This is a genomic window from Mycobacterium malmoense (genome assembly GCF_019645855.1).
GTDB lineage: Bacteria > Actinomycetota > Actinomycetes > Mycobacteriales > Mycobacteriaceae > Mycobacterium > Mycobacterium malmoense.
In genome coordinates, this window is record NZ_CP080999.1 from 4,757,525 (window position 1) to 4,779,010 (window position 21,486).

Genomic DNA, 21,486 nt, shown 5'->3' on the forward strand with positions numbered 1-21,486 from the left:
TGGGATCGGCGCTATGAGATCTCGGTTTCTGCCCTACTCGACCACGCCCGTTCGACTGCTGGCCCAGCTGTTCAGCGATATCGCCGTCACTTTGTGGACGACGGTATGGGTGTTCGTCGGCCTGGCCGTGCATAGCGCCATCGCGACGATCGGCGAGGCCGGCCGACAAATCGAGAGCGGCTCACGGGGAATCGCCGACAACCTGGCGTCGGCGGGCCACGGCGCGCAGCGCATCCCGGTGGTCGGCGACGCGGTCAGCAAGCCGATCTCCGCGGCCGCCGACGCCGCCCTCGACATCGCCGGCGCGGGCCACAGCCTGGACACCACGGCGGGCTGGCTTGCCGTGCTGCTTGCGCTGGCGGTCGTCGCGCCGCCGATCCTGATCGCGGCCATGCCGTGGCTTTTCCTGCGGCTCCGGTTCTTTCGGCGCAAATGGGTTGTGACGGCGCTGGCCGCGACGCCGGCCGGGGAACAGCTGCTGGCGCTGCGGGCGCTGACGAACCGGCCGCCGGCCAAGCTCGCCAAGGTCAGCGCGGATCCGGTCGGCGCATGGCGGCGCGAGGATCCCGTGGCCATGCGCGCTCTGGCCGCACTGGAACTGCGGTCGGCCGGGATCGCGATCCGCCCGCGCCTATGACGCCCTGATCGCCGCCACCGAGATTCGGCTGATGGTTGAGATCCCGGCGAGATGCCAATGCCATGATGGCATCATGTCGCAGCACGCGGTCACTCGCTCGCCGCTTTGCCGGTGCGTCGCCGGCGGCTCATGATGCAGGCGGCGGACGGTGAACACCACACGCCGGAGGCACACCCGATCGGGGAGCGCCGGCGGATAGGTTCGGGGTCACCATTTGAGGCGACGATCGGGTTCAGTCGCGCGATCCGGTGCGGCACCCGTGTGCTGGTCTCCGGCACCGGCCCGGTCTGGCCTGATGGAACATGCCCTGACGACGCCGGCCTCCAGGCGCGCCGATGCTTCGAGATCATCGAACGGTCACTCGCGGCGGCCGGCGCGCGTCTAGACGATGTCGTCCGCACCCGCATGTTCGTCACCGACCCGGCCGCCGCCGAACCGGTCAGCGCAGTCCATGGCGAACTGTTCGGTGCCATCCGGCCGGCGGCGACCATGGTCATCGTCGCCGGTCTGCTGGATGACAGGTGGAAGGTCGAAATCGAAGCCGAAGCAGAGCTGCCCGCATAGGCCCTGCCGGGCACATACCTTTGGTGGTGTTCGCTGGAGGGTGATGAGTATGTCGGTGACGCGGGACGCGTGCGGCAACGCGTCGGCCGTGCGGGCGTCGTCCACGATATTCGCATTGCTGCTGTTGGCGATTGGTGGTGTCGCGGGCACAGCTCGGGCCGAGCCGGCCATCACGGCACTCGGCGAAAGGGTGGTGGGCTGGGACACCTACCGTCGATTGGACCGGTTGCCGTATCTGAGCGCCGACACCCAGACCGTGCAGGTGTCGAGCTTCGATCGCAGCGGCGGCGATTTCGACATCTCGACCGGCAACCAGAACGGCAGCGGCGGATGTCTGGCGTTCGGTGCTGCCGGCTGCGTCATCGCCGAGGATCGCGGTGCCGGCGAGGTTGATTCGATCTGGTTCACCCGCGACGGCGGCAATGTGACCCGGATGGGAGCGATCCGCATCGACCTGGACGGCCGGACGGTGATCGACGCGCCACTGCAGTCGCTGGTCAACGGTGAGCTGGGCGCGCCGTTCGTGTGGCCACTTGTCGCCAACGCCGCGCAGTCGCCGGCGGGCGTTTACATCAAAGTGCCGATGCCGTACCGGCATTCGATGCGGATCAGTGTCGCATCGCACCTGCAGTACTACCACGTCGACTATCGCCGGTTTTCCACTGCCGACGGCGTGACCACCTTCTCCCCCTCCGATCCGGCGCTCGACGTGATCGCGGCCCTGCGCGCCGCGGGCACGATGGATCCCAAGCCGGCGGCACCTACGGCGACGCACGACATTCGGGCCGTCGAGCTTGCGGCCGGCACCGGGCTGACGATCGCGGAACCGACGGGGCCGGGCAGCATCTCGGCGCTGCGCCTGCGGCTACCCGGACCGGCGGATCGACTCCTGAACGGATTGCGGCTGCTGATCGAGTTCGACGACCGAACCACCGTCGACTCACCGCTCGGGGAATTCTTCGGCGCCGGACTGGGCACCAACGACGTGCGATCGCTGATGTTCGCGACGAGCCCACAGCCCGGCGGCTCGGTGGAGTTGTCGGCCTGGTGGCCAATGCCTTTCGCCCGCACCGCCCGCGTCACGCTCGTCAACACGACCGGCCATCCGGTGTCCGGGATCGACACCGACGTCGTGACCACACCCGATCCCCAGTGGGCGCCCGCGCTGGCCAGCGGCCGCGCCGGCTACTTCACGGCACACTCGGCCGGCGGACCGACGTCGCTGGGTCAGGACTGGTTGTTCGCCGACGAGCGTGGCCACGGCAAGTTCGTCGGCGTCAGCCATACCATCAGGGGCTCCCGGATCAAAACGTCGTTCAGCGATGACGCCCCGTACTTTCTCGAAGGGGCCGAACGCGTGTACACCGACGGTTCCGCGTCGCCCCAGTGGTACGGGACAGGCACCGAGGACTTCTACGAGGGCGGTTGGTATTTCAACAACGGCACCCACTTCTCCGACCCGCTCACCGGCCAACCCGATCAACGCACGGCGGCCGGCGGATGTGCGGACTACTGCGTCGCCGTCTATCGGCTCATGCTCGCCGACGCCATCGGCTATCACTCCGCGATCCGCTTCGGCATCGAGCACGGCAAACGCAACATGGTCCAACCCGACTACAGCTCAACGGCATTCCTCTACACACAACCGGACGAGACCGTTACCCCCGGCGACGACGTCTACCCCGCCGATCCGGTGAGCCGACTCCTGCACGGCTATACCGACGCTGATGCCGCGGATCAATTGCTGATCGGCACGTACGAGGGGAACGACGACGCACGTCCCATCGCCGGGTTGGTCCGGGCCACCCAGGCGGCGATCACGTTCCACGTCCAGATCCCCCCGGACAACCACGGCGTCCTGCTGCGCCGCACGTCGGACCAGGCAAACGGGTATCAATCGGCCGACGTGGCCATCGACGGCGTGCCCGTCGGGCACTGGATACAGCCGCGCAGCAACACCTTTCACCGTTGGCTTGACGACACCTACCTCGTGCCCGAGTCCTTCACCGCCGGCAAAGACGGCATGACGGTCACGCTCACACCCATTCCCAGCGCCCCACCCTGGACCGCGAGCCGCTACCGCGTCGACTCGCTGACGGGTCCGTAGGCGCTGTCGGCACCAGATACGTTGAAACAACATGTGTAGTCTCGACAACCCGGTTACTTTCGCCTACAGCGGATGCCCATCAGGCGCTGCCCACAGGCTGCGAGCAGCGCTGTCAGTTTGCAACTATAGTGCTAGCATTGTGCCATGAAGACCTTGTACCTGCGCAACGTTCCCGACGACGTCGTGGAACGACTGGAACGCCTCGCCAAACGTGACAAGACCTCGGTATCAGCGGTGGCAGTGCGTGAGCTCGCCGAGGCTTCTCGCCGTGCCGATAACCCTGCGCTTCTCGGGGAGCTGCCTGACCTCAACGTCAGCGTTGCCGAGCTGGTCGACGACATCGACGCCGAGCGCGCCGGTCGATGATCGTGGTTGACGCGTCAGCCGCACTGGCCGCGCTGCTCAACGATGGTCGAGCGCGCCACTTGATAGGCACCGAACACCTACATGCTCCGCATCTCATCGATTCGGAAATCGCAAGCGGGCTGCGCCGACAAGTCCGGAGAGACCAGCTGAACGCCGCCGACGGATGGAACGCCCTACGAACGTGGCGCCGCCTGGCCGTCACTCGCTATCCCATACATGGCCTCTTCGAGCGCATTTGGGAAATCCGGGAGAACTTTTCGGCATACGACGCCACCTACGTCGCCCTGGCGGAAGCCCTCGACTGCGCGCTAGTCACAGCGGACACACGGCTAAGCCAAGCCAGCCAAGCTCAGTGCACGATCACCGTCGTTCCTAGATAGACCCGCCTGACCAGGCTCAGGATAGGGGCCTGACCGTCAGCGCAGTTCAACGACCAGGTGCCGGATGCCGGTATGCCGGTTGCTGCGGGTCCATTCGACGGGCCGCACAACACGGACCGCGCCGAAGCGCGACAGCAATTCCTCGAACAGCACGCGCAATTCCAGCCGGGCCAGGTTGGCACCCAGGCAGTAATGCACGCCCTGGCCAAATCCCAAGTGCGGATTGGGTTTACGGGTGATGTCGAACTCGTCGGCGCGGTCGAACACACTGGCATCGCGGTTGGCCGAGCCCTCCCAGATCTGTACCTTCTGCCCCGCCTCGATCGACCGTCCGCCGAGCGCGACGTCGCGAGTAGCGGTGCGTCGCTTCGACGGTGACGGCGACGTCCACCGCACCATCTCCTCGACCGCCGTCGGCAGCGCGCCGAAATCGTCACGCAGCGCATGCAATTGCTCGGGATGGTCGGCCAGCGCCAGCAGCCCGCCGGCGACCGCGTTGCGCGTCGTCTCGGCGCCGGCGCTGAACAGCAGACTGAAGAACAGATACAGCTCGAGATCCGACAGGGCCGGCGCGTCGGCGTCATCGAGCGTCGCATTGGTAACTACGGACAACATGTCGTCGGTCGGCTCGGCGCGCTTGGACGCGATCAACTGCTGGCCATAGGCGTACATCCGCGACCCGGCCTCCTCTAGCGACAGCTGCGACAATTTAGCCTTGCGCGAGCCGCCGAAGTCGAACTGCGGCTCGATGGCCTCGAATAGCCAATGTCGTTCGGATTCCGGCACTCCCAGCAGGATGCAGATCATCTGCATCGGCAGCTCGGCGGCCACGTCAACGAGGAAGTCGAACGGTTCGCCCGGCACCACCGCGTCCAGCAGCCGACGCGCCCGGGTCCGCAGATCGTCCTCGACCAGGCGGATCATCCGCGGTGTCAGCCCGGAGCTGACGAGTCGCCGAATCTGCGCATGCCGCGGGTCGTCCATCATGTTGAGCACCTGACCCGCGATGGTCAGGTCCTGCAACAGCGTGCCACCGAAAGGTCGCCCACCTCCGGACACCGACGAGTACGTCACCGGATCCCTTAGCACCGCAAGCGTTTCCGCGTACGTGGCGACCGACCAGAAGCCCTCGCCGTCGGGGGTGTTGGCGGTCGGCTCGTGCCAGTACACCGGCGCCTCTCGCCGGTGGACGGCGAACAAGTCGTGCGGAAATCCGTTGGCGAAATTGTCCAGATCGGTGAAGTCGATCCCCGAGAGCGCGCCGGCGAGAGTCACAGGATCGCACCCGGGGTGTATTTGGCGGCTTCAGGGTAGGTGCCCACCAGCTTGTCTACCATCGCAACGACCTCGTCGATCTGATTACCGGCGGCACCGGTGAACGCTTCCTTGTCGGCCAGTGCAGCGTCTAGCGCCGCGCGGTCCAACGGCAGCCGCCCGTCGGCGGCCAGCCGGTCCAGCAGGTCGGGCGCGGCACCTTCCCGCATGGCCAGCGCCGTCGCGATCGCGTGCTCGGAGATCACGTGGTGCGCGGCCTCGCGTCCTATGCCGGCGCGCACCGCGGCGATCAGCACCTTGGTCGTGGCCAGGAACGGCAGGTAGCGATCCAGCTCGCGGCCGATCACCGCCGGATAGGCGCCGAACTCGTCGAGCACCGTCAGGAACGTCTCGATCTGTCCGTCGATGGCAAAGAAGCCGTCCGGCAACGCGACCCGGCGCACCACCGAGCAGAACACGTCGCCCTCGTTCCACTGCGCGCCCGCCAGCTCGGCGGCCATCGAGGCGTAGCCGCGCAGCACCACCTGCAGCCCGTTCACCCGTTCACAGCTGCGGGTGTTCATCTTGTGCGGCATCGCCGACGAGCCGACCTGGCCTTCAGCGAAACCCTCGGTGACCAGTTCGTGCCCGGCCATCAGCCGGATGGTGTGGGCCATCGACGACGGTCCGGCGCCGAGCTGCACCAGCGCAGAGAGCACATCGTGGTCCAGCGAACGCGGATACACCTGCCCGACACTGGTCAAAACGGTTGTGAAGCCCAGGAATTCAGCCACAAGTCTCTCGAGTTCGGCCAGCTTGGCGGCGTCCCCGCCCAGCAGGTCGAGCATGTCCTGCGCGGTGCCCATCGGGCCCTTGATGCCGCGCAGCGGGTAGCGGTCGATCAGCTCGCGCAGCCTGGTCAACCCGATCAGCGTTTCTTGCGCCGCGGAAGCGAACCGCTTGCCCAGCGTGGTGGCCTGCGCGGCGACGTTGTGGCTGCGCCCGGCCATCACCAGATCGCGATAGGCCACCGCCCGCTCGGCAAGCCGCGCCACCACCGCCACCCCGTGGGAGAAAACCAACTCCAGCGAGCGCCGGATCTGCAGCTGCTCGACGTTCTCGGTGAGGTCGCGGCTGGTCATCCCCTTGTGCACGTGCTCGTGACCGGCCAGCGCGTTGAATTCCTCGATGCGGGCCTTGACGTCGTGGCGCAACACCCGTTCGCGGGCCGCGATCGAGGCCAGATCCACGTCGTCGAGCACCCGCTCGTAGTCGGCAATCGCTTCCGGCGGGACGTCTACTCCGAGCTCCGCCTGCGCCCGCAGCACTGCCAGCCACAGCCGCCGTTCCGCGACGACCTTGGCCTCCGGCGACCAGATCGCGACCATCTCGGCGCTGGCGTACCGGGTAGCCAGCACATTCGGAATGCTCACAAACACACAGCTTACGGTTCGGGCGCCTCGATGACCGGGCTTCCCCTATGGGTGGCCGGCGAACGCACCGCTAGCCAATGGCGTCACATCCGCCACATTGGCCTCCGCGGGAGCGCGCCAAGAGTCAGATCCGCACCGGTCGCGTGTCGATGGGTGCCAGCACGTCGACGAGATCGACCACCGTCGCCAGCGCGGCCGCACGGGGGTCCCGACCCTCGACCAGGGCGGAAACCACCGAACCATCGACCGCGCAGGTCAGCGTGCGGACCAGCTCGATATGCACGGATCGGCCCGATCGTTCGAGGGCCTCGGCCACGGCCTCGGCGCGCTGCCGCAGGTTGCGCCGCATGGTCTCGCGCAACGTGGGCAGACGGGTACTGGCGATATGTCGCTCGTACCGCGATATCAGCTGCTCCGCGAGCCCCGGACCGGACACGTCGCCCACAAGCAGGTCGACCAACACCTCGGCGGTGGTCTCCGGTCCGCGGCGCCGCCTGGACAACGCGGCGACCCGCGACCGCAGCTGCGCCACCTCGATCATCCCGACGTGTTCGACGGCGCGGGCGATCAGGTCGTCGAGAGACGAGAAATAGTAGGTGGTGGACGCCAACGGCAGGCCCGCCCGCCGAGCGACCGCCCGGTGTCGCACCGCCTCGAACCCGCCCTCGGCAAGCAGCTCGGCGGCGGCGCTCACGAGCGCGTACCGTCGACGTTCTCCTTTTGGAGTAACTGCTGCAGTCACGAGTAGCCATCGTGCCAGTCAAAGTGGTACTGCATTGCCATTTCGGCCAAACGGCCATGGCATGATGGCCCGCATGCCCGACTTGAGCCGCCGCGCCGTGCTCGGTCTCGGCGCCAGCGCGGCCGTCGGAGCCGTCGGCGCGTATGCGCTCGACATCCTGTTCCAGCCCCGAACATCTCGCGCCATCCCGGTGGCCACTTCCATTTCCGAGGCCAGCACCCAGGTGCCGTTGGCGCCGACGCCGAGCCCGCCCGTCGAGCCGGCGCCCTCGGCTCAGCCAGCGCCCACGATGGTGACGGGCTCGTTCGTGTCGGCGGCGCGTGGTGGGATACCGACCAACTGGGCGATCGCGCGTCCGCCGGGCCAGACCAAGGCGCTGCGACCGGTGATCGCGCTGCACGGTAAGGGCAGCGACGCGTCCACCGTCATGGCCGGCGGCGTCGAGCAGGGTCTGGCGCAGGCCGTCAACGCCGGGCTGCCTCCGTTCGCGGTGGTCGCCGTCGACGGCGGCGGCAGCTATTGGCACAAAAGGGCTTCCGGTGATGACAGCGGGGCCATGGTGCTCGACGAGCTCATCCCGATGCTGGGCGGTCAGGGTCTGGACACCTCGCGGGTGGCGTTCTTGGGCTGGTCGATGGGCGGCTACGGCGCTTTGCTGCTCGGTGGCCGGCTGGGGCCCGCGCGGACCGCGGCGATCTGCGCGGTGAGCCCGGCGCTATGGCTGTCTTCCGGGGCGGCGGCGCCGGGCGCGTTCGACGGGCCCGACGACTTCGCGGCGAACTCGGTGTTCGGAATGCCCGCGCTGGCGTCGATCCCGATTCGGGTGGATTGCGGCGACAGCGATCCGTTCTACGCCGCGACGAAGCAGTTCATCGCCCAACTGCCCAACCCGCCCGCCGGCGGTTTCTCGCCCGGCGGGCACAACCCGGAGTTCTGGAGCTCGCAGCTGCCGGCCGAGCTGACGTGGATGGCGCCGCTGCTGACGGCCTAGGAGTGGCCTAGGAGGCCCGTCGAGCGTCACGCCAGAGTGGCGTTGCTCGCCGAACGTCACGCCAGCGCGGCACTGGGCACCGAACGTCACGCCAGCGTTACGCTCGCCGACTGTGACCACACCGTTCGGCTGGAGCTTCCCGTATGCCTGGCCGCGAAAGCCCGTCCTGGCGGAAAACGTTGTGTGCACCTCGCAACCGCTGGCCGCCCAAGCGGGCCTGCGGATGCTTGCCGACGGCGGAAACGCGGTCGACGCGGCCATCGCCACCGCCATCACGCTCACCATCGTGGAGCCGGTGTCCAACGGCATCGGGTCCGACGCCTTCGCCATCGTCTGGGACGGCAAGCAACTGCACGGACTGAACGCATCGGGCCGCTCGCCCGCGGCCTGGACGCCGGAGTACTTCGGCGGCAACGCTATTCCGGTGGTCGGCTGGAATTCGGTGACCGTGCCGGGGGCGGTGTCGGCATGGGCCGAACTGCACGCCAAGTTTGGCAAGCTTGCATTCGAGAGGCTCTTCGAGCCCGCGATCTCCTACGGCCGCAACGGCTTTCTGGTTTCGCCGACGGTGGCCGAACAATGGGCGGCGCAGGTCCCGCTGTTCGCCGACCAGCCTGGGTTCGCCGAGGCGTTCCTGCCCGACGGGCGTGCGCCGAAACCCGGTGAGCGGTTTAGGTTTCCTGACCACGCGGCGACATTGGAGCGCATCGCCGCAACCAACGGCGAGGCGTTCTACCGAGGGGAGCTGGCCACCAAACTCGAGGCGCACGCGTTGGCTAATGACGGCGTGATGCGGGCCAGCGACCTCGCCGCTCATCGGGCCGACTGGGTGGGCACGATCGATGCCAGCTACCGCGGGTACACGGTGCACGAGATACCGCCCAACGGCCAGGGGATCGTGGCTTTGATCGCCTTGGGAATCCTGGAGCAGTTCGACATGCCTTCGCTGCCAGCCGATTCCGCCGACAGCGTGCACCTGCAGATCGAAGCGGTAAAGCTGGCATTTGCCGACGCGCAGGCCCATGTCGCCGACATCGACCACATGGCACTGGCTTCGGAAGGCTTGTTGGACAAGGGGTACCTGCAGCAGCGCGCGGCGCTGATCGATCGCAAGCGGGCGAAGCCGGCATCCGCCGGCACCCCGCGCGGGGGAACCGTGTATCTGACCGCCGCCGACGCCGCGGGGATGATGGTGTCGATGATCCAGTCGAACTACATGGGGTTCGGATCCGGTGTGGTGGTGCCGGGCACGGGAATTTCTCTGCAAAACCGTGGTGCGAATTTCGCTGCGGCCCAGGGGCATCCGAACCGCGTCGGTCCCAACAAGCGCCCCTATCACACCATCATTCCGGGCTTTGTCACCAAAGACGGCGCACCGGTGATGAGCTTCGGGGTGATGGGCGGAACGATGCAGCCCCAGGGTCACGTGCAGGTGCTGGTGCGCATCGCCGACCACGGGCAGAATCCGCAGGCGGCCTGCGACGGCCCCCGGTTCCGGTGGGTGCACGGCACGCAGGTCAGCTGCGAAAAAGGTTTTCCGCAGTCGACGCTCGACGAGCTCCGGAACCGAGGGCATGACCTGATTACCGTGGACGACTACAACCAATTCGGTAGTTGCCAGGCGATTTGGCGCCTCGACGGCGGGTATTTTGGGGCCAGCGATCCGCGCCGAGACGGCCAGGCTGCGGGTTTTTAAGCGTGCGGGTAAAACTGGGCCAATAGCCGGTTGAGAACCCGTGATCCGTCGAGCGTGTACTCAGCGCGAGATTTTCGGCGGCCAAAATTCGCAGTGAGTGCACGCTCGACGTTAATCAGCGCGGATATTCCGGCACGAGTCGGGCAGTTCCGGCGGAGAGGCGGTCGTTCGTCGGGAACCGACAATGACAAACGCCTCGATACATGACCCGGGCCTAAATCCGCGAATGTCAGTACACCGAATTTAGGGTGTCACAGCTGGGCGCGCTGCGGCGATCGCACGTCCCATGTCCGCGGCGCTGACGTGGAGGATGCAGGGGTCGGTGCGTACGAGTTGCTCGAGATCGCGGGGGCTGGGCGCTAGCCTGCGCAACCGGCGGGTCCGCGCACGCTGGCACACGGCGATCACGTCACCGACGTAACGGGCGTTGCCGGCAACATCCAGCAGCGTCCCAGGGCCATGCGGGATCGACCGCAGCCGGATTGCTTCGGCACCCAACAGTTCCCACGCACTGTCCTCGACAACCAGATGCTCCTTGCCAGCCAAGCGGCACCCAAGGGCGACGATCTCCTCGGGGGTGTAGCTGGCGAAAGTCACGGTGACGGGAAATCGAGCGGCCAACCCAGCATGAGCTGTCAAGAAGTCCTGCATCGGGCCGGGATAGCCGGCCAGGATGACCACAAGCCCGTTACGGTATGCCGCCATGCACGCTTGCAGTGTGTTGATCACCTCCACACCCCAAGCGCGACCGTCGATTTCCGAGTCCAGCCGATAAGCCTCGTCGATCAACAACACCCCACCGCGCGCATCCTCGCACACATCCCTCATCCTGGCCGCGCCGCGCCAAAGGTCACCCCCGACGATGTCGTGGGCGCTGACCACGGTGACCTGCGGGCGCGTGAGCGTGCCCACCCCGAACAACACTTCACCGATGACCCGGGCGAACGTCGTTTTCGCCGTGCCCGGGGCGCCCAAAAACACCATATGGTTTCCCGCGCACGACCTCACCAGACCATGCTCGACACGACACTGGTCAAGCTGAAATGCGGTGCACCACACCGCGAACCGTTCTTTCGCCTCGGCCAAACCGACCAATTCATCGACACGCGCCCGCGCCCACTCCAGCACCTCCCGACACTCACCGGCCAGCACGACACCCCCGCCCGCCTCCCCCATACCGGTACCAGAAGCGACCGTGCCAGCGCCGGCGGTGAGGATCCGGCAACCAACCCGCCCAGCGCTCGCGTGGGTCTCCCCTACGCTGGGCAGGTTCACGCCGCAGTAGGAACTCAGAACAGCGACGTCAGGACGTTGGCCGCTAGCGTCCCGAACTCGACCGGCAGCCGGCTGGCAAGATCCGCCACGACCGACGGGCCAATGCTGGACAGATCGGCCGCGATCGATGGCGCTATGCCGGGCAGGCCCGCCGGTAGCGCGGCGGCCGACGCCGCAGTGGCGAAGTCGGTCACGCTAGCAACGCTGGCCGCAGCCTCGCCGGCACCCGTCAGGGACGGCCAACCATGAAGCAGCACGTGCAGGAACCCATCGAGTGCGGCCCGGAGACTCCCACCCGCCACGATATTCTGAGCATTGGGAGCAACAATCGCGTTGGCGAGACCCGGGAAGAGAATGTTCACGAACTCGCCAATCAGGCTACTCTGTGGATAGCTGAGTAAGCCCTGGTACAGACCCTCAATGCCGGGAGATTGAATACCGTTAACGACGGCATTCGTCATTGCGCCGGGGATATTGAGCAAGTTGGTCAACACACCCAACGGATCCCCCGCCGTCCACGAATCGTAAACACCTTGAAGACCGTCACCGAGCGCTGTCCATGCGTCCTGGGGCAACGAGAGGGGACCGGCGAGGAAAATGTCTGTCACACCGGGGTTCACCAGATAATCGGTCGCGGCACTGAGGTTGGCCATCATATATGTGGGAATGTGCAGAATCCCAAACAACGGGAGCCCCATCTCGTAAAGTGGCCCGTAATACAGGGCCGAATACAAGTCGGCGAATGCGCCAGTGATGTTGCCGGACGCGAAGTCAGCGGACGCCCCTTGGAGTAACTCGGGAAAACTGTATGCTGCTCCACCAGTCCCGGTGAAGAAGGCAACACCATTCGCCGCGGCCCCCTGGAAGGACTCGACATACTCGGTCGCGTACTGCAGCCCGTTGGCCGCAAGCTGCTGGGCGACCGGAAACGGGGTCTCAGTCCACGTGTACGGGATAGGGACCATGACCCCCTTTCCGAAAATCCCAAGCAGTTGAGTGAGTGCCGTGGGGAGGATGTCGATCCACGTCCGTAGGGGGTTGACGACGTCGTCGGCTAGCGTGACCGCGCGGTGCTGGATAGTGACCGTGCTGCGCTGAAGATCAGATGCCACATTGTTGGAGACTGCCGGTGTCAGGGCGATCAGGCTGGCACCTACTGCCGCGGCACCCGCGGTGACCAGTGGCCGAAAAGCTGCGAGCTGTTGCATATCCATCGTTCCTTTGCTCATGTCTGATAGTCGGGGAGAACCGTTAAACGGTGTGTGTGGCCGAGGCGCTGGAATCGCGCGACGGTGATCTAACCGGGGCAGTGCAAAGGGCCATTGCGCCGACTGGGGTATCAGCCGGTCGGTGTGCTGCCGGCTGCACCGATTTGGCCGAGGAGCCCGGCTAGGCCGCCGGCCCCGCCGGCCCCGGCGCCGCGACCGTAGTAGTAGCCGATGCCGCCGTTACCGCCGTTGCCGCCGTTACCGGCCAGCAGCCCGCTCACACCGCCAGCACCACCCCTACCGCCGTCACCGCCGTAACCGCCGACACCGATGCCGCCATTGCCGGCCTGACCGCCCACACCACCATCACCGACCAGCAAGCCACCATTACCGCCGACACCACCCCCACCGCCTTTGCCGCCACCGGACGCCCCGCCGACACCGCCAAAGCCGCCGCTGCCGCCGTTGCCGAACAGCAAGCCACCATTACCGCCGACACCACCGGCGCCCCCGAAGCTGCCGCCGGACGCCGCGGCGGTACCGCCAAGGCCACCGCCGCCCCCATTGCCCATCAGCCAGCCACCCGCTCCACCAGCACCGCCAGCACCACCCTCCCCGGCGACACCGGCACCGCTCGTGGGGCTGAAACCGAGACCGCCCACACCGCCGTTGCCGATCAATCCGGCGGAGCCACCGGCAAAACCGGCGGTGTGAGCGGCGGTACCGGCCGCACCGGTGCCGCCATCGCCGAACAAGAACCCGCCATCACCGAGATTGCCAAACCACCCGGTCTGACCAATCAATGAGGTGTTGGTGCCGGTGAAACCGTTGACGCCATTGCCGATCACATCGCGCCCGAACAGGGCGACGAACGGCGCATTGACCGGCCCGTCCACGGCCTGACCGATCGGGCTGGCAATCCACGACTCACCTGCCGCATGAATACCGTTGTAGAAACCGTCGAATGCCCCGTAAATGAGTTGATTCAGCGCCGTCGTAGGGTCCGTACCAGAAGCAGCAGCACTCACGCCGCCGAGATCTGCAGCCGCGGTACTCAAATTGATGCCGCTCGTGATGCTTTCAAGCGCAGCCGAATGAAACCCATCGAAAACAGCCGCACCCGCACCAACACCCTCCAACGCAACCGCGCCCGCATTAATACCCTCGAGGGCAGCCGTACTGGCAGCCCCAATCACCGGCTGAATGATGGGATCGATGATCATGTCCAGCACACCCGCGCGAGCCGGAGGCGCGGCAACAACCGGGCTCATTGCGGCAGTCAGAAAAGCGCCGGCAGCCGCACCCAACCCGACCACACGGCCCCGGTGACGCGCCTGCGCTTTCAACGACCGGCGATGACGCCTCATACTGTGCTGTTTGCGTTTCATCTGCGAGCCTTCCTGTCATGACAACTACGACGACGAATCAGAACCTGCCTGAAAAGGATCTCTAGACCGGTTGTCGAATGCGGATGGCCAGAACGTAGCTGAGAAGAACCTGAGTTGCGGACCAAATGGGATCCGGTTGATCAAGTTGGTCCAGCAAGTAGCGTGTATCGCAAACTATGTGAGATAAAGTAACCGCTGTTAAAAAATATTTTTAAAAGCCTGGAGTTACCCCCCCCCCCGAATTTTAGTTCAGAGCGCAACTACCCGACGGCGACGCCTAACGTATGTTTGCCGTATCCATGCAGTAAAACCAGCAAACCCTCCCCCGAAACAGGGCTGCCAGGCCGCTCACCTCCCGAACCACCCACATCGACACCGTCAACAGTGACCGCCATGCCCGGCAACCGACACCACTACCACCATGGTGTGCACGACGATGGCCACCAGCGTCAGCATTGGCGGCACCGCGGCAACGCCGTGGCGCGGAATTTTCGGCTGCCCTCTTGACCTCACGCGGGCAGCGAGTCAGACTCGGATAAATAAACCAACCGTCGGTCTAATAATGAGGTTTGAGTGGCGAGGACAGTCAACGTTGCAGAGCACACGGCACGGCGTGATGAAATCCTCGATGCCGCACAGCGTTTGATCCTGTCGGCCGGCTATGAGCGCCTGACGGTTCAAGACATTCTCAACGACCTGCAAATCTCCAAAGGAGCCTTCTACCACTACTTCGACTCCAAGCCGACGGTGATCGAAGCCCTCACCACACGACTGGTCGGCGACTCCGAACGGGCCCTCGCGCCGATCGTCGAGAACCCCGGGATGGGGGCTCTAGACAAGTTGCAGGCCTTCTTCGGTGAGATCATCCGCTGGAAATCGGAGCGGCAGAACCTCTTCGTGACGATGCTGCCGGTATGGTATGCGCCCGATAACCTCACCTTCCGGCTGCTGGTGGATCGCGAGAGCGCAAAACGATTGGCGCCGCTGCTGAGCGCGATCATCCGTCAGGGTGTCGACGAGGGTCGGTTCGCGACCGCCTATCCGGATCACGCCGGGGCGATCATCTTCGCCATCATCCAGGCGCTCCAAGACGAGATGGCCCACCGGTTGCTTGCCGCACCGCACCAATCGATCCAGGCACCGAACGTCAGGGAAATGGTGAAAACCCATGGGGCGCACATGGAAGCGATCGAGCGGTACCTGGGCGTGCCGGCCGGCACGCTCAATCGTGTTGATGCGCGCACAGTGAAGAGCTGGATCGCGGCGTTACACCACGCCAACGCCCCAGCAGACGAGAAAGCGTAGGCCATGAAGGTTTGGCAGACCACGTGCCTGGTAGTCGGTGGCGGCCCGGCCGGCATGATGCTCGCCTACCTGCTCGCACGGTCGGGCGTGCAGACGACTCTGGTGGAAAAGCACGGCGACTTCCTCCGCGACTTCCGTGGCGATACGGTCCACCCGTCGACCACCGAGATCATGCATGAGCTCGGACTTCTCGAGGAGTTTTTGCGCGAGGTCCCGCACCAAACCATGGAACAGCTGGGCATCGGATTCCAAGGCCGGACATTCGATCTCATCGATTTCCGCCACCTGCCAACCGCCTGCAAGTACGTCGTCTTCATGCCGCAGTGGGACTTCCTGAACTTCCTGGCGGACAAGGCCAAACGGTACCCGAGCTTTCGGCTCGAGATGAACACCGAGGCAACCGGCCTGCTGCGGGAGGGCGATCGGATCACCGGCATCACCGCCCAATCCCCGGGTGGTCCGGTCGAGATCCGCGCCGACCTGACGGTCGCCTGCGACGGTCGGTGGTCGGTCATCCGGGAACGGTCGGGGCTGCCGGTCAGGGAGTTTCCGATGCCCATCGACGTCCTGTGGTTCCGGCTTCCGCGCACCGACCTTGCCCCGGAAACCCTCGGGTACCTCGGCGAAGGTCAGATCGTCATCGCGATCAACCGTGGCGAGTACTGGCAGTGCGGCACGATCATCGACAAGGGCGGCTTCGAAAGAGTGCGGGCCGAAGGGCTTCCGGCATTCCGGTCCAAAGTTGCCGCGGCCGCACCGTTCCTGACCACCAGCCTCAACTCGCTCACAAACTGGGACCAGGTCAAGCTACTGTCGGTGCGCGCCAACAGGTTGCGGCAATGGTGGCTACCGGGCCTGCTGTGCATCGGGGACGCCGCGCACGCGATGTCACCGGTCGGCGGGATCGGCGTCAACTACGCCATCGCCGACGCGGTCGCCGCCGCCAACTTTCTCGCCGAACCACTACGCAAAGGCCGGGTTTCCGACGACGACCTGCGTGCGGTGCAGAAGCGCCGGCAGACCCCGACACGGATCGCGCAGCGGCTGCAGGCCGCACAAACGGTGAATCTGGCCCGAATGAGCAGGACGGCCCCGCCGCTGTGGACGTTGCGGCTCGTGAGCCACTCCGCGCCCGTCAAGCGGCTGCTCGGCCGGATCGTGGGGCTGGGTTTCCGCCGCGAACACGTCCGCACCGTCGAACGCGTCTAGACGCGGACCTTACCTTCGGCCGCCCGTAGACCGATATCCTTCCGGAAGTGACTGCCCGGCAACCTAATTGAGCCGAGAATCTCGTATGCTTGTGTGCGCGCGGCGGATAGGTCGGCGCCGATTCCCACCACCGACAGCACCCGACCGCCCGACGAGACGATCGCGCCGTCGTCGCGCCGCGCGGTGCCCGCGTGCAGCACCCCCTCGGCTTCGGAGCCGACGACGACGTCTCCGACCCGGGGACGTCCGGGATAATTCTCGGCCGCCAGCACCACCGTCACGGCCGCGCCGTCACGCCAGCGCAGCTCGCCGAAGTCGGCCAGCGCGCCGGTGCCCGCGGCATACAGCAGCTGTCCGAGCGGCGATTCCAGCAGCGCCAGCACCGCCTGGGTTTCCGGATCGCCGAAGCGGCAATTGAATTCGACGACGGCCGGCCCCTTCGCGGTGATCGCGAGACCGACGTACAGCAGTCCGCGAAACGGACTGCCGCGCTGAACCAGCTCGGCCGCAACGGGTTCGACGATCTGGGTGACGATTTCCCGGTATACGTCGTCGGGCAGCCACGGCAGCGGCGCATAGGCGCCCATGCCGCCGGTGTTGGGTCCGGTGTCGCCGTCGCCGACCCGCTTGAAATCCTGCGCCGGCAACAGCGGCACCACGGTACGGCCGTCGACGACGCAGAACAGCGACACCTCGGGGCCGTCGAGAAAGGACTCCAGCAGCACCGGGTGGCCGGCCTCGAGCAGCCCGGCGGCGTGGGCGCGCGCGACGTCGCGGTCCGGCGTCACCACCACGCCCTTGCCGGCCGCCAGAGCGTCGTCTTTCACCACCCAGGCCGGATCGCCCGCTGGCGGCCCGAACCTATCCAGGGCGGCGTCCAAAAGTGCTGGGCTGTCGATGATTTCGCTGATAGCGGTACGCACCCCGGCCGCGGCCATGACCTCCTTGGCGAACGCCTTGGAGCCCTCGATGCGGGCGGCGTCCTTGCTCGGCCCGAAGCACACGATGCCGGCGGCGCGCACGGCGTCGGCCACCCCCAGCACCAGCGGCACCTCGGGACCGATGACCACCATGTCGGCGCGCACCTCGCGCGCCAGGGCGACGACGTCCTCGCCGGAGGTGATGTCAATGTCGTGTTGCTCGGCCAGCCGGGCGGTGCCGGCGTTGCCCGGAGCGATGGCTAGTCCCGTGACCTGCGGGTCTTTGCGGAGCGCCAGCAGCAGCGCATGTTCACGGGCACCGGAACCGATCACCAGGACGCGCACGACACGTCACTTTAGCGGTCTCGTCGGGCAGGCAGCGGGCGGTATCAGTCGACGGTGTTGCCGGTGTGCATCTTCAACGCGGCGTCCACGTTGGCCTTCTTGTCCTCGCCGGCGCCCTTGGCCGCGGCCCTCTTGCGCTTTGCCACGACGGTGTCGACCGCGCCGTTGAGCGCCGAACCCAGCGGGAAGCCGAGATAGTGGGTGAGGAAGACGGCCATCTCCTTCAGTTCGGTCTCGGTGAGTTCGCCGTTGAGCAGGGCGGCGTTGATCTGGATTTCGGCCAGGTCGCGATTGCCTACCGCGGTCACCGCCGTCAGCGTCATGATGCGCTTGTCGCGCATCGACAACCCCGGTCGGGTCCAAATACTGCCGAACAGGTGATCGACGGTCAGGTCGAAGTACGCGTCGCCCTCGATGTTGGGCATCTCCCAGCCGTAGACCTCGTTCATCTTCTCGAGGCCCTTGCGGCGCAGTTCGTCCATTTACGTCTCTTTCTCTGTGTGCGGCACCCCGAGACCGGCCGCCAGCCGCTGATACGCCACCTCGGCGAGCGGGAGGTCAACCGACACCACCTCACCCAAGGCCAGCGCCAGGCTCAGATCCTTCTCCCCCAAGCCGCGGGTATGCAGGAAAGGCTGGTACAGGAAGTGGTCCGGCTCAAGGTCTTTCATGTCGTCGCGGACCATGATCGCCCCGGGCCCGCCGGTGAGCGCATCGGTGTGACGCACCACCCGGCCCAGCGCCTGCAGATCCAGCCCGGCCGCCTCGGCCAGCTTCATGGCCTCGCACGCCGCGGCGTAGGAGGTGAACGTCAACATGTTGCGGGCCAGCTTCATTCGTGTCCCCGCACCCGGCTCACCGGCGTGGATGACCAACGACGCCCACTGCTTGAATGCCGGCTTGATCCGCTCGTACACCTCGCGCTCGGCGCCCACCATGGTGGCGAGTTCGCCCTTCTCGGCGGCGCCGGCGCCGCCGCTAACCGGCGCGTCGGCGACGTGAATGCCCTGCAGTTTCAGTTCGCCGGCCAGCTCGACGGCGGTGGTATCGCTGATCGTCGAGTGGATCGCGATCACGGTGCCGGGCTTCGCGTTGGCCGCCAGTTCGGCGACGACCTCACGCACCTGCGCATCGTCGAGGACGGTGACGCTGATGATGTCGGCGGCGACTGCAATGTCGGCCACGCCGTCGGCCAGTGTCGCGCCGGCCTCGGCCAGCGGTGTCATGGCCTCGGCCCGGACGTCGTAAACGATTACCCCGCCCGGCCAGTCGACCAGTCGTTTGGCCATCGGCGCGCCCATATTGCCCAGCCCGATGTAGCCGAGCTTCACCTCGTCTGTCATGACCTAATTATCTGCCCACCGTCGACGTTGAAGATCTGCCCGGTGATCCACGCCGCCTCGTCGGAGAGCAGAAACAGGCACATCCCGACGAGATCCTCGGGAGTTCCCATGCGCGACAACGGAAGTCCCTTGACGATGTCGTCGACGATCTCCTTGGGCGTGGTGGTTCGGTTGGCCTCGGTGTCGATGGGTCCGGGCGCGATCGCGTTGATCCGGATCTTCTGGCCACCCAGTTCGCGCGAGAGCTGTTGGGTCAGGCCGTTGATGCCGACCTTGGCCAGGCCGTAGAAGTTCGCGTACAGCCACGCGGCGGTGGACGATTGGTTGACGATCGCCCCGCCGCCGCGCTTGGCCATCTTCTTGTACACCGCGCGGGTGCACCACAGCGCGCCGTCGAGGTTCACGCTCATGAACTTCTTGTAGTACTCGGGGTCGACGGTGAGCAAGAAGTCCAGCTTCATGCCGCCGAAGATGGCGGCGTTGTTCACCAGATAGTCGATGCCGCCGAACTCGGCCAGGGTGCGGTCGGCCATGGCCTTCGCCGAGGCCGGGTCGGAAACGTCGACCGGGACGGCCAGCGCCGTGCCGCCGTCGGCGACGATCTGCTTGGCCACCCCCTCGGCTGCCTCGGCCTTGATGTCGGCCACGACGACGGCCGCGCCCTCGCGGGCCAGTGCCTCGGCGTACGCCTGGCCGATGCCGCCACCGGATCCGGTGACGATGGCGACTTTGTTCTCAAACCGCATTCTTTTCCCTTCCGCTGAATGTGTAGTTATGGCACGTTTTTCGCGCCGTCACGTGTCATAAGTCCACACTCGACCGCTAGATCGCCTCGGCGATGAGCTTGGCTTCCAGGTACTCCTCGAAGCCGAGAAGCCCCATTTCCCGGCCGTTGCCGGACTGCTTGTAACCGCCGAAAGGCGCGTCGGCGGAGTACCAGACGCCGCCGTTGACGTTGACGGTTCCCACCCGCAGCCGCGCGGCGACCTTCGCGGCACGCTGCGGGTCGGCGCTAAACACGGTGCCCGACAAGCCATATGGAGAATCGTTGGCGATGCGTACCGCGTCGTCGTCGCCGTCGTGGGCGATCACGGTGAGCACCGGCCCGAAGATCTCCTCCCGGGCCGGGCGGGCGTCGTTGGTCAGGCCCGCGATCACGGTGGGTTCGATGAAGAAGCCGGCATCCCGATCGGCCGGCCGGCCACCGCCGCAGGCGAACGTCCCGCCTTCGGCGACCGCCAGATCGAGGTAGCCCTGCACCCGGTCCCGCTGCCGCGCCGAGATCAGCGGCCCGCACACGGTGCCGGGTTCGGTGGGGTCGCCGGGCTTGATCGACCCCATCGTGCCGGCCGCGATGGCGACGGCCTCGTCATAGCGGGCGCGCGGCACCACGAGCCGGGTCGTGATCGCGCAGCCCTGCCCGGCGTGCATGGACGCGGTGAACGCCGACATCGAGCACGCCCCGGACAGGTCCGCGTCGTCGAGCACGACGAACGCCGATTTGCCGCCCAGTTCCAGGAACACCTTCTTGATTGTCGCGGCGGCGTCGCCCATCACGGCGCGGCCGGTGGCCGTGGAGCCGGTGAACGAAATCATGTCCACCCGAGGGTCTTTGGCCAACAGCGCGCCGAGGCCGTGGTCGCTGGAGGTGACGATGTTGACCACGCCGGGTGGAAAGTCGGTGTGCTCGGCGATGATCTCGCCGAGCACCGCCGCGCACCATGACGTGTCCGGTGCGGGCTTCAACACGACGGTGTTGCCCGCGGCCAGCGCGGGACCCAGCTTGGCCAGGTTGATCTGGTGTGGGAAATTCCACGGGGTGATCGCGCCGACGACGCCGACGGCCTCACGCGCGAGGGTGCGCCGGGTGGGAATTCCCATCGGCGAGGCCTCACCGAAATCCTGGTTCCACGCGTAGGACTCGGCGGTGTCGGCCGCGAAGCTCAGGTCGCCGACCGGACCCTCCAATTGCGCACCGGCGGTAAGCATCCGGGGTGCGCCGACCTCCGAAATGGTCAGTTTCCGCAATTCTTCGACGTGTTCGCGCATCGCGTCGCGCAGCTGGCGCACGCACCGCACCCGCAGCTCGGTGTTGCGGGACCAGTCGGTGTCGTCGAAGGCGCGCCGCGCGGCGTCGATGGCGCGGCCCATGTCGTCGGCGTTCGCGTCGGCGGCGACTCCCAGCACCTCCTCGGTCGCCGGGTTGATCGTCGGGAAGGTGCCCGCGCTGCCCTCCGAGAACTTGCCGTCGATGAACAGTGCGCTAGCGCCGTCGGCCAACAGGGCCATCTCCCGCTCCCGTCTACGCGTGAACCAATTCAAA

Annotated in this window: 20 protein-coding genes; 9 read left to right on the top strand and 11 right to left on the bottom strand. The window is 66.4% G+C overall.

Annotated features, from left to right (window positions below; genetic code table 11):
- Positions 1-13: 13 nt before the first annotated feature.
- The 5 genes from K3U93_RS21925 to K3U93_RS21945 all read left to right on the top strand — a co-directional run bounded on the left by K3U93_RS21925 (position 14) and on the right by K3U93_RS21945 (position 4,054).
- Positions 14-637 (top strand): hypothetical protein, encoded by a 624-nt coding sequence (locus K3U93_RS21925; protein WP_083009926.1) that lies wholly within the window; start codon positions 14-16, stop codon positions 635-637.
- 132 nt (positions 638-769) lie between these two features.
- Entirely contained in the window at positions 770-1,201 is a 432-nt protein-coding gene (locus K3U93_RS21930) for a RidA family protein (protein WP_139796816.1), read from the top strand.
- Positions 1,202-1,307: 106 nt separating this feature from the next.
- Entirely contained in the window at positions 1,308-3,308 is a 2,001-nt protein-coding gene (locus K3U93_RS21935) for a glycoside hydrolase family 172 protein (protein ID WP_230981718.1), read from the top strand.
- A gap of 144 nt (positions 3,309-3,452) precedes the next feature.
- Positions 3,453-3,674, top strand: coding sequence for an antitoxin (locus K3U93_RS21940; RefSeq protein ID WP_071510593.1), 222 nt, complete (start codon positions 3,453-3,455; stop codon positions 3,672-3,674).
- Positions 3,671-4,054 carry a type II toxin-antitoxin system VapC family toxin gene (locus K3U93_RS21945; RefSeq protein ID WP_071510592.1) on the top strand — a complete coding sequence of 128 codons (384 nt, stop codon included), beginning with the start codon at positions 3,671-3,673 and terminating at the stop codon, positions 4,052-4,054. The genes K3U93_RS21940 and K3U93_RS21945 overlap by 4 nt, the downstream gene beginning before the upstream one ends.
- A gap of 36 nt (positions 4,055-4,090) precedes the next feature.
- On the opposite strand, the gene K3U93_RS21950 is transcribed toward K3U93_RS21945, so the two are convergent.
- The 3 genes from K3U93_RS21950 to K3U93_RS21960 form a co-directional block, all read right to left on the bottom strand.
- The gene (locus K3U93_RS21950; protein ID WP_083009929.1) at positions 4,091-5,329 is read right to left on the bottom strand and encodes a cytochrome P450; all 1,239 of its coding nucleotides are present in this window, start codon (positions 5,327-5,329) and stop codon (positions 4,091-4,093) included.
- Positions 5,326-6,741, bottom strand: coding sequence for an adenylosuccinate lyase (gene purB, locus K3U93_RS21955; protein ID WP_083009955.1), 1,416 nt, complete (start codon positions 6,739-6,741; stop codon positions 5,326-5,328). The genes K3U93_RS21950 and purB overlap by 4 nt, the downstream gene beginning before the upstream one ends.
- 124 nt (positions 6,742-6,865) lie before the next feature.
- Positions 6,866-7,483 (bottom strand): TetR/AcrR family transcriptional regulator, encoded by a 618-nt coding sequence (locus tag K3U93_RS21960; RefSeq protein ID WP_071510589.1) that lies wholly within the window; start codon positions 7,481-7,483, stop codon positions 6,866-6,868.
- Positions 7,484-7,544: 61 nt separating this feature from the next.
- Between K3U93_RS21960 and K3U93_RS21965 the strand changes: the two genes are divergently transcribed.
- Both K3U93_RS21965 and K3U93_RS21970 read left to right on the top strand, forming a co-directional pair.
- Entirely contained in the window at positions 7,545-8,474 is a 930-nt protein-coding gene (locus tag K3U93_RS21965; RefSeq protein ID WP_083009930.1) for an alpha/beta hydrolase, read from the top strand.
- 112 nt (positions 8,475-8,586) lie between these two features.
- The gene (locus tag K3U93_RS21970; RefSeq protein WP_083009931.1) at positions 8,587-10,170 is read left to right on the top strand and encodes a gamma-glutamyltransferase family protein; all 1,584 of its coding nucleotides are present in this window, start codon (positions 8,587-8,589) and stop codon (positions 10,168-10,170) included.
- Between the two features lie 243 nt (positions 10,171-10,413).
- Here the strand turns inward: K3U93_RS21970 and K3U93_RS21975 are convergent, their stop codons facing one another.
- From K3U93_RS21975 to K3U93_RS25765, 3 genes are all read right to left on the bottom strand, one after another.
- Positions 10,414-11,346 carry an AAA family ATPase gene (locus K3U93_RS21975; RefSeq protein ID WP_083009932.1) on the bottom strand — a complete coding sequence of 311 codons (933 nt, stop codon included), beginning with the start codon at positions 11,344-11,346 and terminating at the stop codon, positions 10,414-10,416.
- A gap of 113 nt (positions 11,347-11,459) precedes the next feature.
- A complete protein-coding gene (locus K3U93_RS21980) occupies positions 11,460-12,674 on the bottom strand; it encodes a hypothetical protein (protein ID WP_141772920.1) in 1,215 nt (404 codons plus the stop codon).
- A 110-nt stretch (positions 12,675-12,784) separates the two neighbouring features.
- On the bottom strand, positions 12,785-13,924 hold the full coding sequence (locus tag K3U93_RS25765) for a PE family protein (protein WP_220688560.1): 1,140 nt from the start codon (positions 13,922-13,924) through the stop codon (positions 12,785-12,787).
- A gap of 690 nt (positions 13,925-14,614) precedes the next feature.
- Here K3U93_RS25765 and K3U93_RS21990 point away from each other — a divergent pair.
- Positions 14,615-15,346 (top strand): TetR/AcrR family transcriptional regulator, encoded by a 732-nt coding sequence (locus K3U93_RS21990; protein ID WP_083012728.1) that lies wholly within the window; start codon positions 14,615-14,617, stop codon positions 15,344-15,346.
- Positions 15,347-15,349: 3 nt separating this feature from the next.
- A complete protein-coding gene (locus K3U93_RS21995; protein WP_083012731.1) occupies positions 15,350-16,555 on the top strand; it encodes an FAD-dependent oxidoreductase in 1,206 nt (401 codons plus the stop codon).
- On the opposite strand, the gene purD is transcribed toward K3U93_RS21995, so the two are convergent.
- The 5 genes from purD to K3U93_RS22020 form a co-directional block, all read right to left on the bottom strand.
- Positions 16,552-17,820 (bottom strand): phosphoribosylamine--glycine ligase, encoded by a 1,269-nt coding sequence (purD, locus tag K3U93_RS22000; protein WP_083012733.1) that lies wholly within the window; start codon positions 17,818-17,820, stop codon positions 16,552-16,554. The two genes, K3U93_RS21995 and purD, sit on opposite strands and share 4 nt — an antisense overlap.
- A 44-nt stretch (positions 17,821-17,864) precedes the next feature.
- Positions 17,865-18,302 (bottom strand): carboxymuconolactone decarboxylase family protein, encoded by a 438-nt coding sequence (locus tag K3U93_RS22005; RefSeq protein WP_071510581.1) that lies wholly within the window; start codon positions 18,300-18,302, stop codon positions 17,865-17,867.
- Complete coding sequence (locus tag K3U93_RS22010; protein ID WP_071510580.1) at positions 18,303-19,163, bottom strand: NAD(P)-dependent oxidoreductase; 861 nt, start codon at positions 19,161-19,163, stop codon at positions 18,303-18,305.
- Positions 19,160-19,909 carry an SDR family oxidoreductase gene (locus K3U93_RS22015; protein WP_071510579.1) on the bottom strand — a complete coding sequence of 250 codons (750 nt, stop codon included), beginning with the start codon at positions 19,907-19,909 and terminating at the stop codon, positions 19,160-19,162. Before K3U93_RS22015 ends, K3U93_RS22010 begins: the two co-directional genes overlap by 4 nt.
- 76 nt (positions 19,910-19,985) lie before the next feature.
- Entirely contained in the window at positions 19,986-21,452 is a 1,467-nt protein-coding gene (locus K3U93_RS22020; RefSeq protein WP_083012735.1) for an aldehyde dehydrogenase, read from the bottom strand.
- Positions 21,453-21,486 lie beyond the last annotated feature (34 nt).

Excerpts from the sequence above, each read along its gene's own strand:
- K3U93_RS21925 (WP_083009926.1), top strand. The coding sequence starts at position 14 with ATGAGATCTCGGTTTCTGCCCTACTCGACCACGCCCGTTCGACTGCTG.
- K3U93_RS21930 (WP_139796816.1), top strand. The coding sequence starts at position 770 with ATGCAGGCGGCGGACGGTGAACACCACACGCCGGAGGCACACCCGATC.
- K3U93_RS21940 (WP_071510593.1), top strand. The coding sequence starts at position 3,453 with ATGAAGACCTTGTACCTGCGCAACGTTCCCGACGACGTCGTGGAACGA.
- K3U93_RS21945 (WP_071510592.1), top strand. The coding sequence starts at position 3,671 with ATGATCGTGGTTGACGCGTCAGCCGCACTGGCCGCGCTGCTCAACGAT.
- K3U93_RS21965 (WP_083009930.1), top strand. The coding sequence starts at position 7,545 with ATGATGGCCCGCATGCCCGACTTGAGCCGCCGCGCCGTGCTCGGTCTC.
- K3U93_RS21975 (WP_083009932.1), bottom strand. The coding sequence starts at position 11,346 with ATGGGGGAGGCGGGCGGGGGTGTCGTGCTGGCCGGTGAGTGTCGGGAG.
- K3U93_RS21980 (WP_141772920.1), bottom strand. The coding sequence starts at position 12,674 with ATGAGCAAAGGAACGATGGATATGCAACAGCTCGCAGCTTTTCGGCCA.
- K3U93_RS25765 (WP_220688560.1), bottom strand. The coding sequence starts at position 13,924 with ATGAGCCCGGTTGTTGCCGCGCCTCCGGCTCGCGCGGGTGTGCTGGAC.
- K3U93_RS21995 (WP_083012731.1), top strand. The coding sequence starts at position 15,350 with ATGAAGGTTTGGCAGACCACGTGCCTGGTAGTCGGTGGCGGCCCGGCC.
- K3U93_RS22005 (WP_071510581.1), bottom strand. The coding sequence starts at position 18,302 with ATGGACGAACTGCGCCGCAAGGGCCTCGAGAAGATGAACGAGGTCTAC.
- K3U93_RS22010 (WP_071510580.1), bottom strand. The coding sequence starts at position 19,163 with ATGACAGACGAGGTGAAGCTCGGCTACATCGGGCTGGGCAATATGGGC.
- K3U93_RS22015 (WP_071510579.1), bottom strand. The coding sequence starts at position 19,909 with ATGCGGTTTGAGAACAAAGTCGCCATCGTCACCGGATCCGGTGGCGGC.
- K3U93_RS22020 (WP_083012735.1), bottom strand. The coding sequence starts at position 21,452 with ATGGCCCTGTTGGCCGACGGCGCTAGCGCACTGTTCATCGACGGCAAG.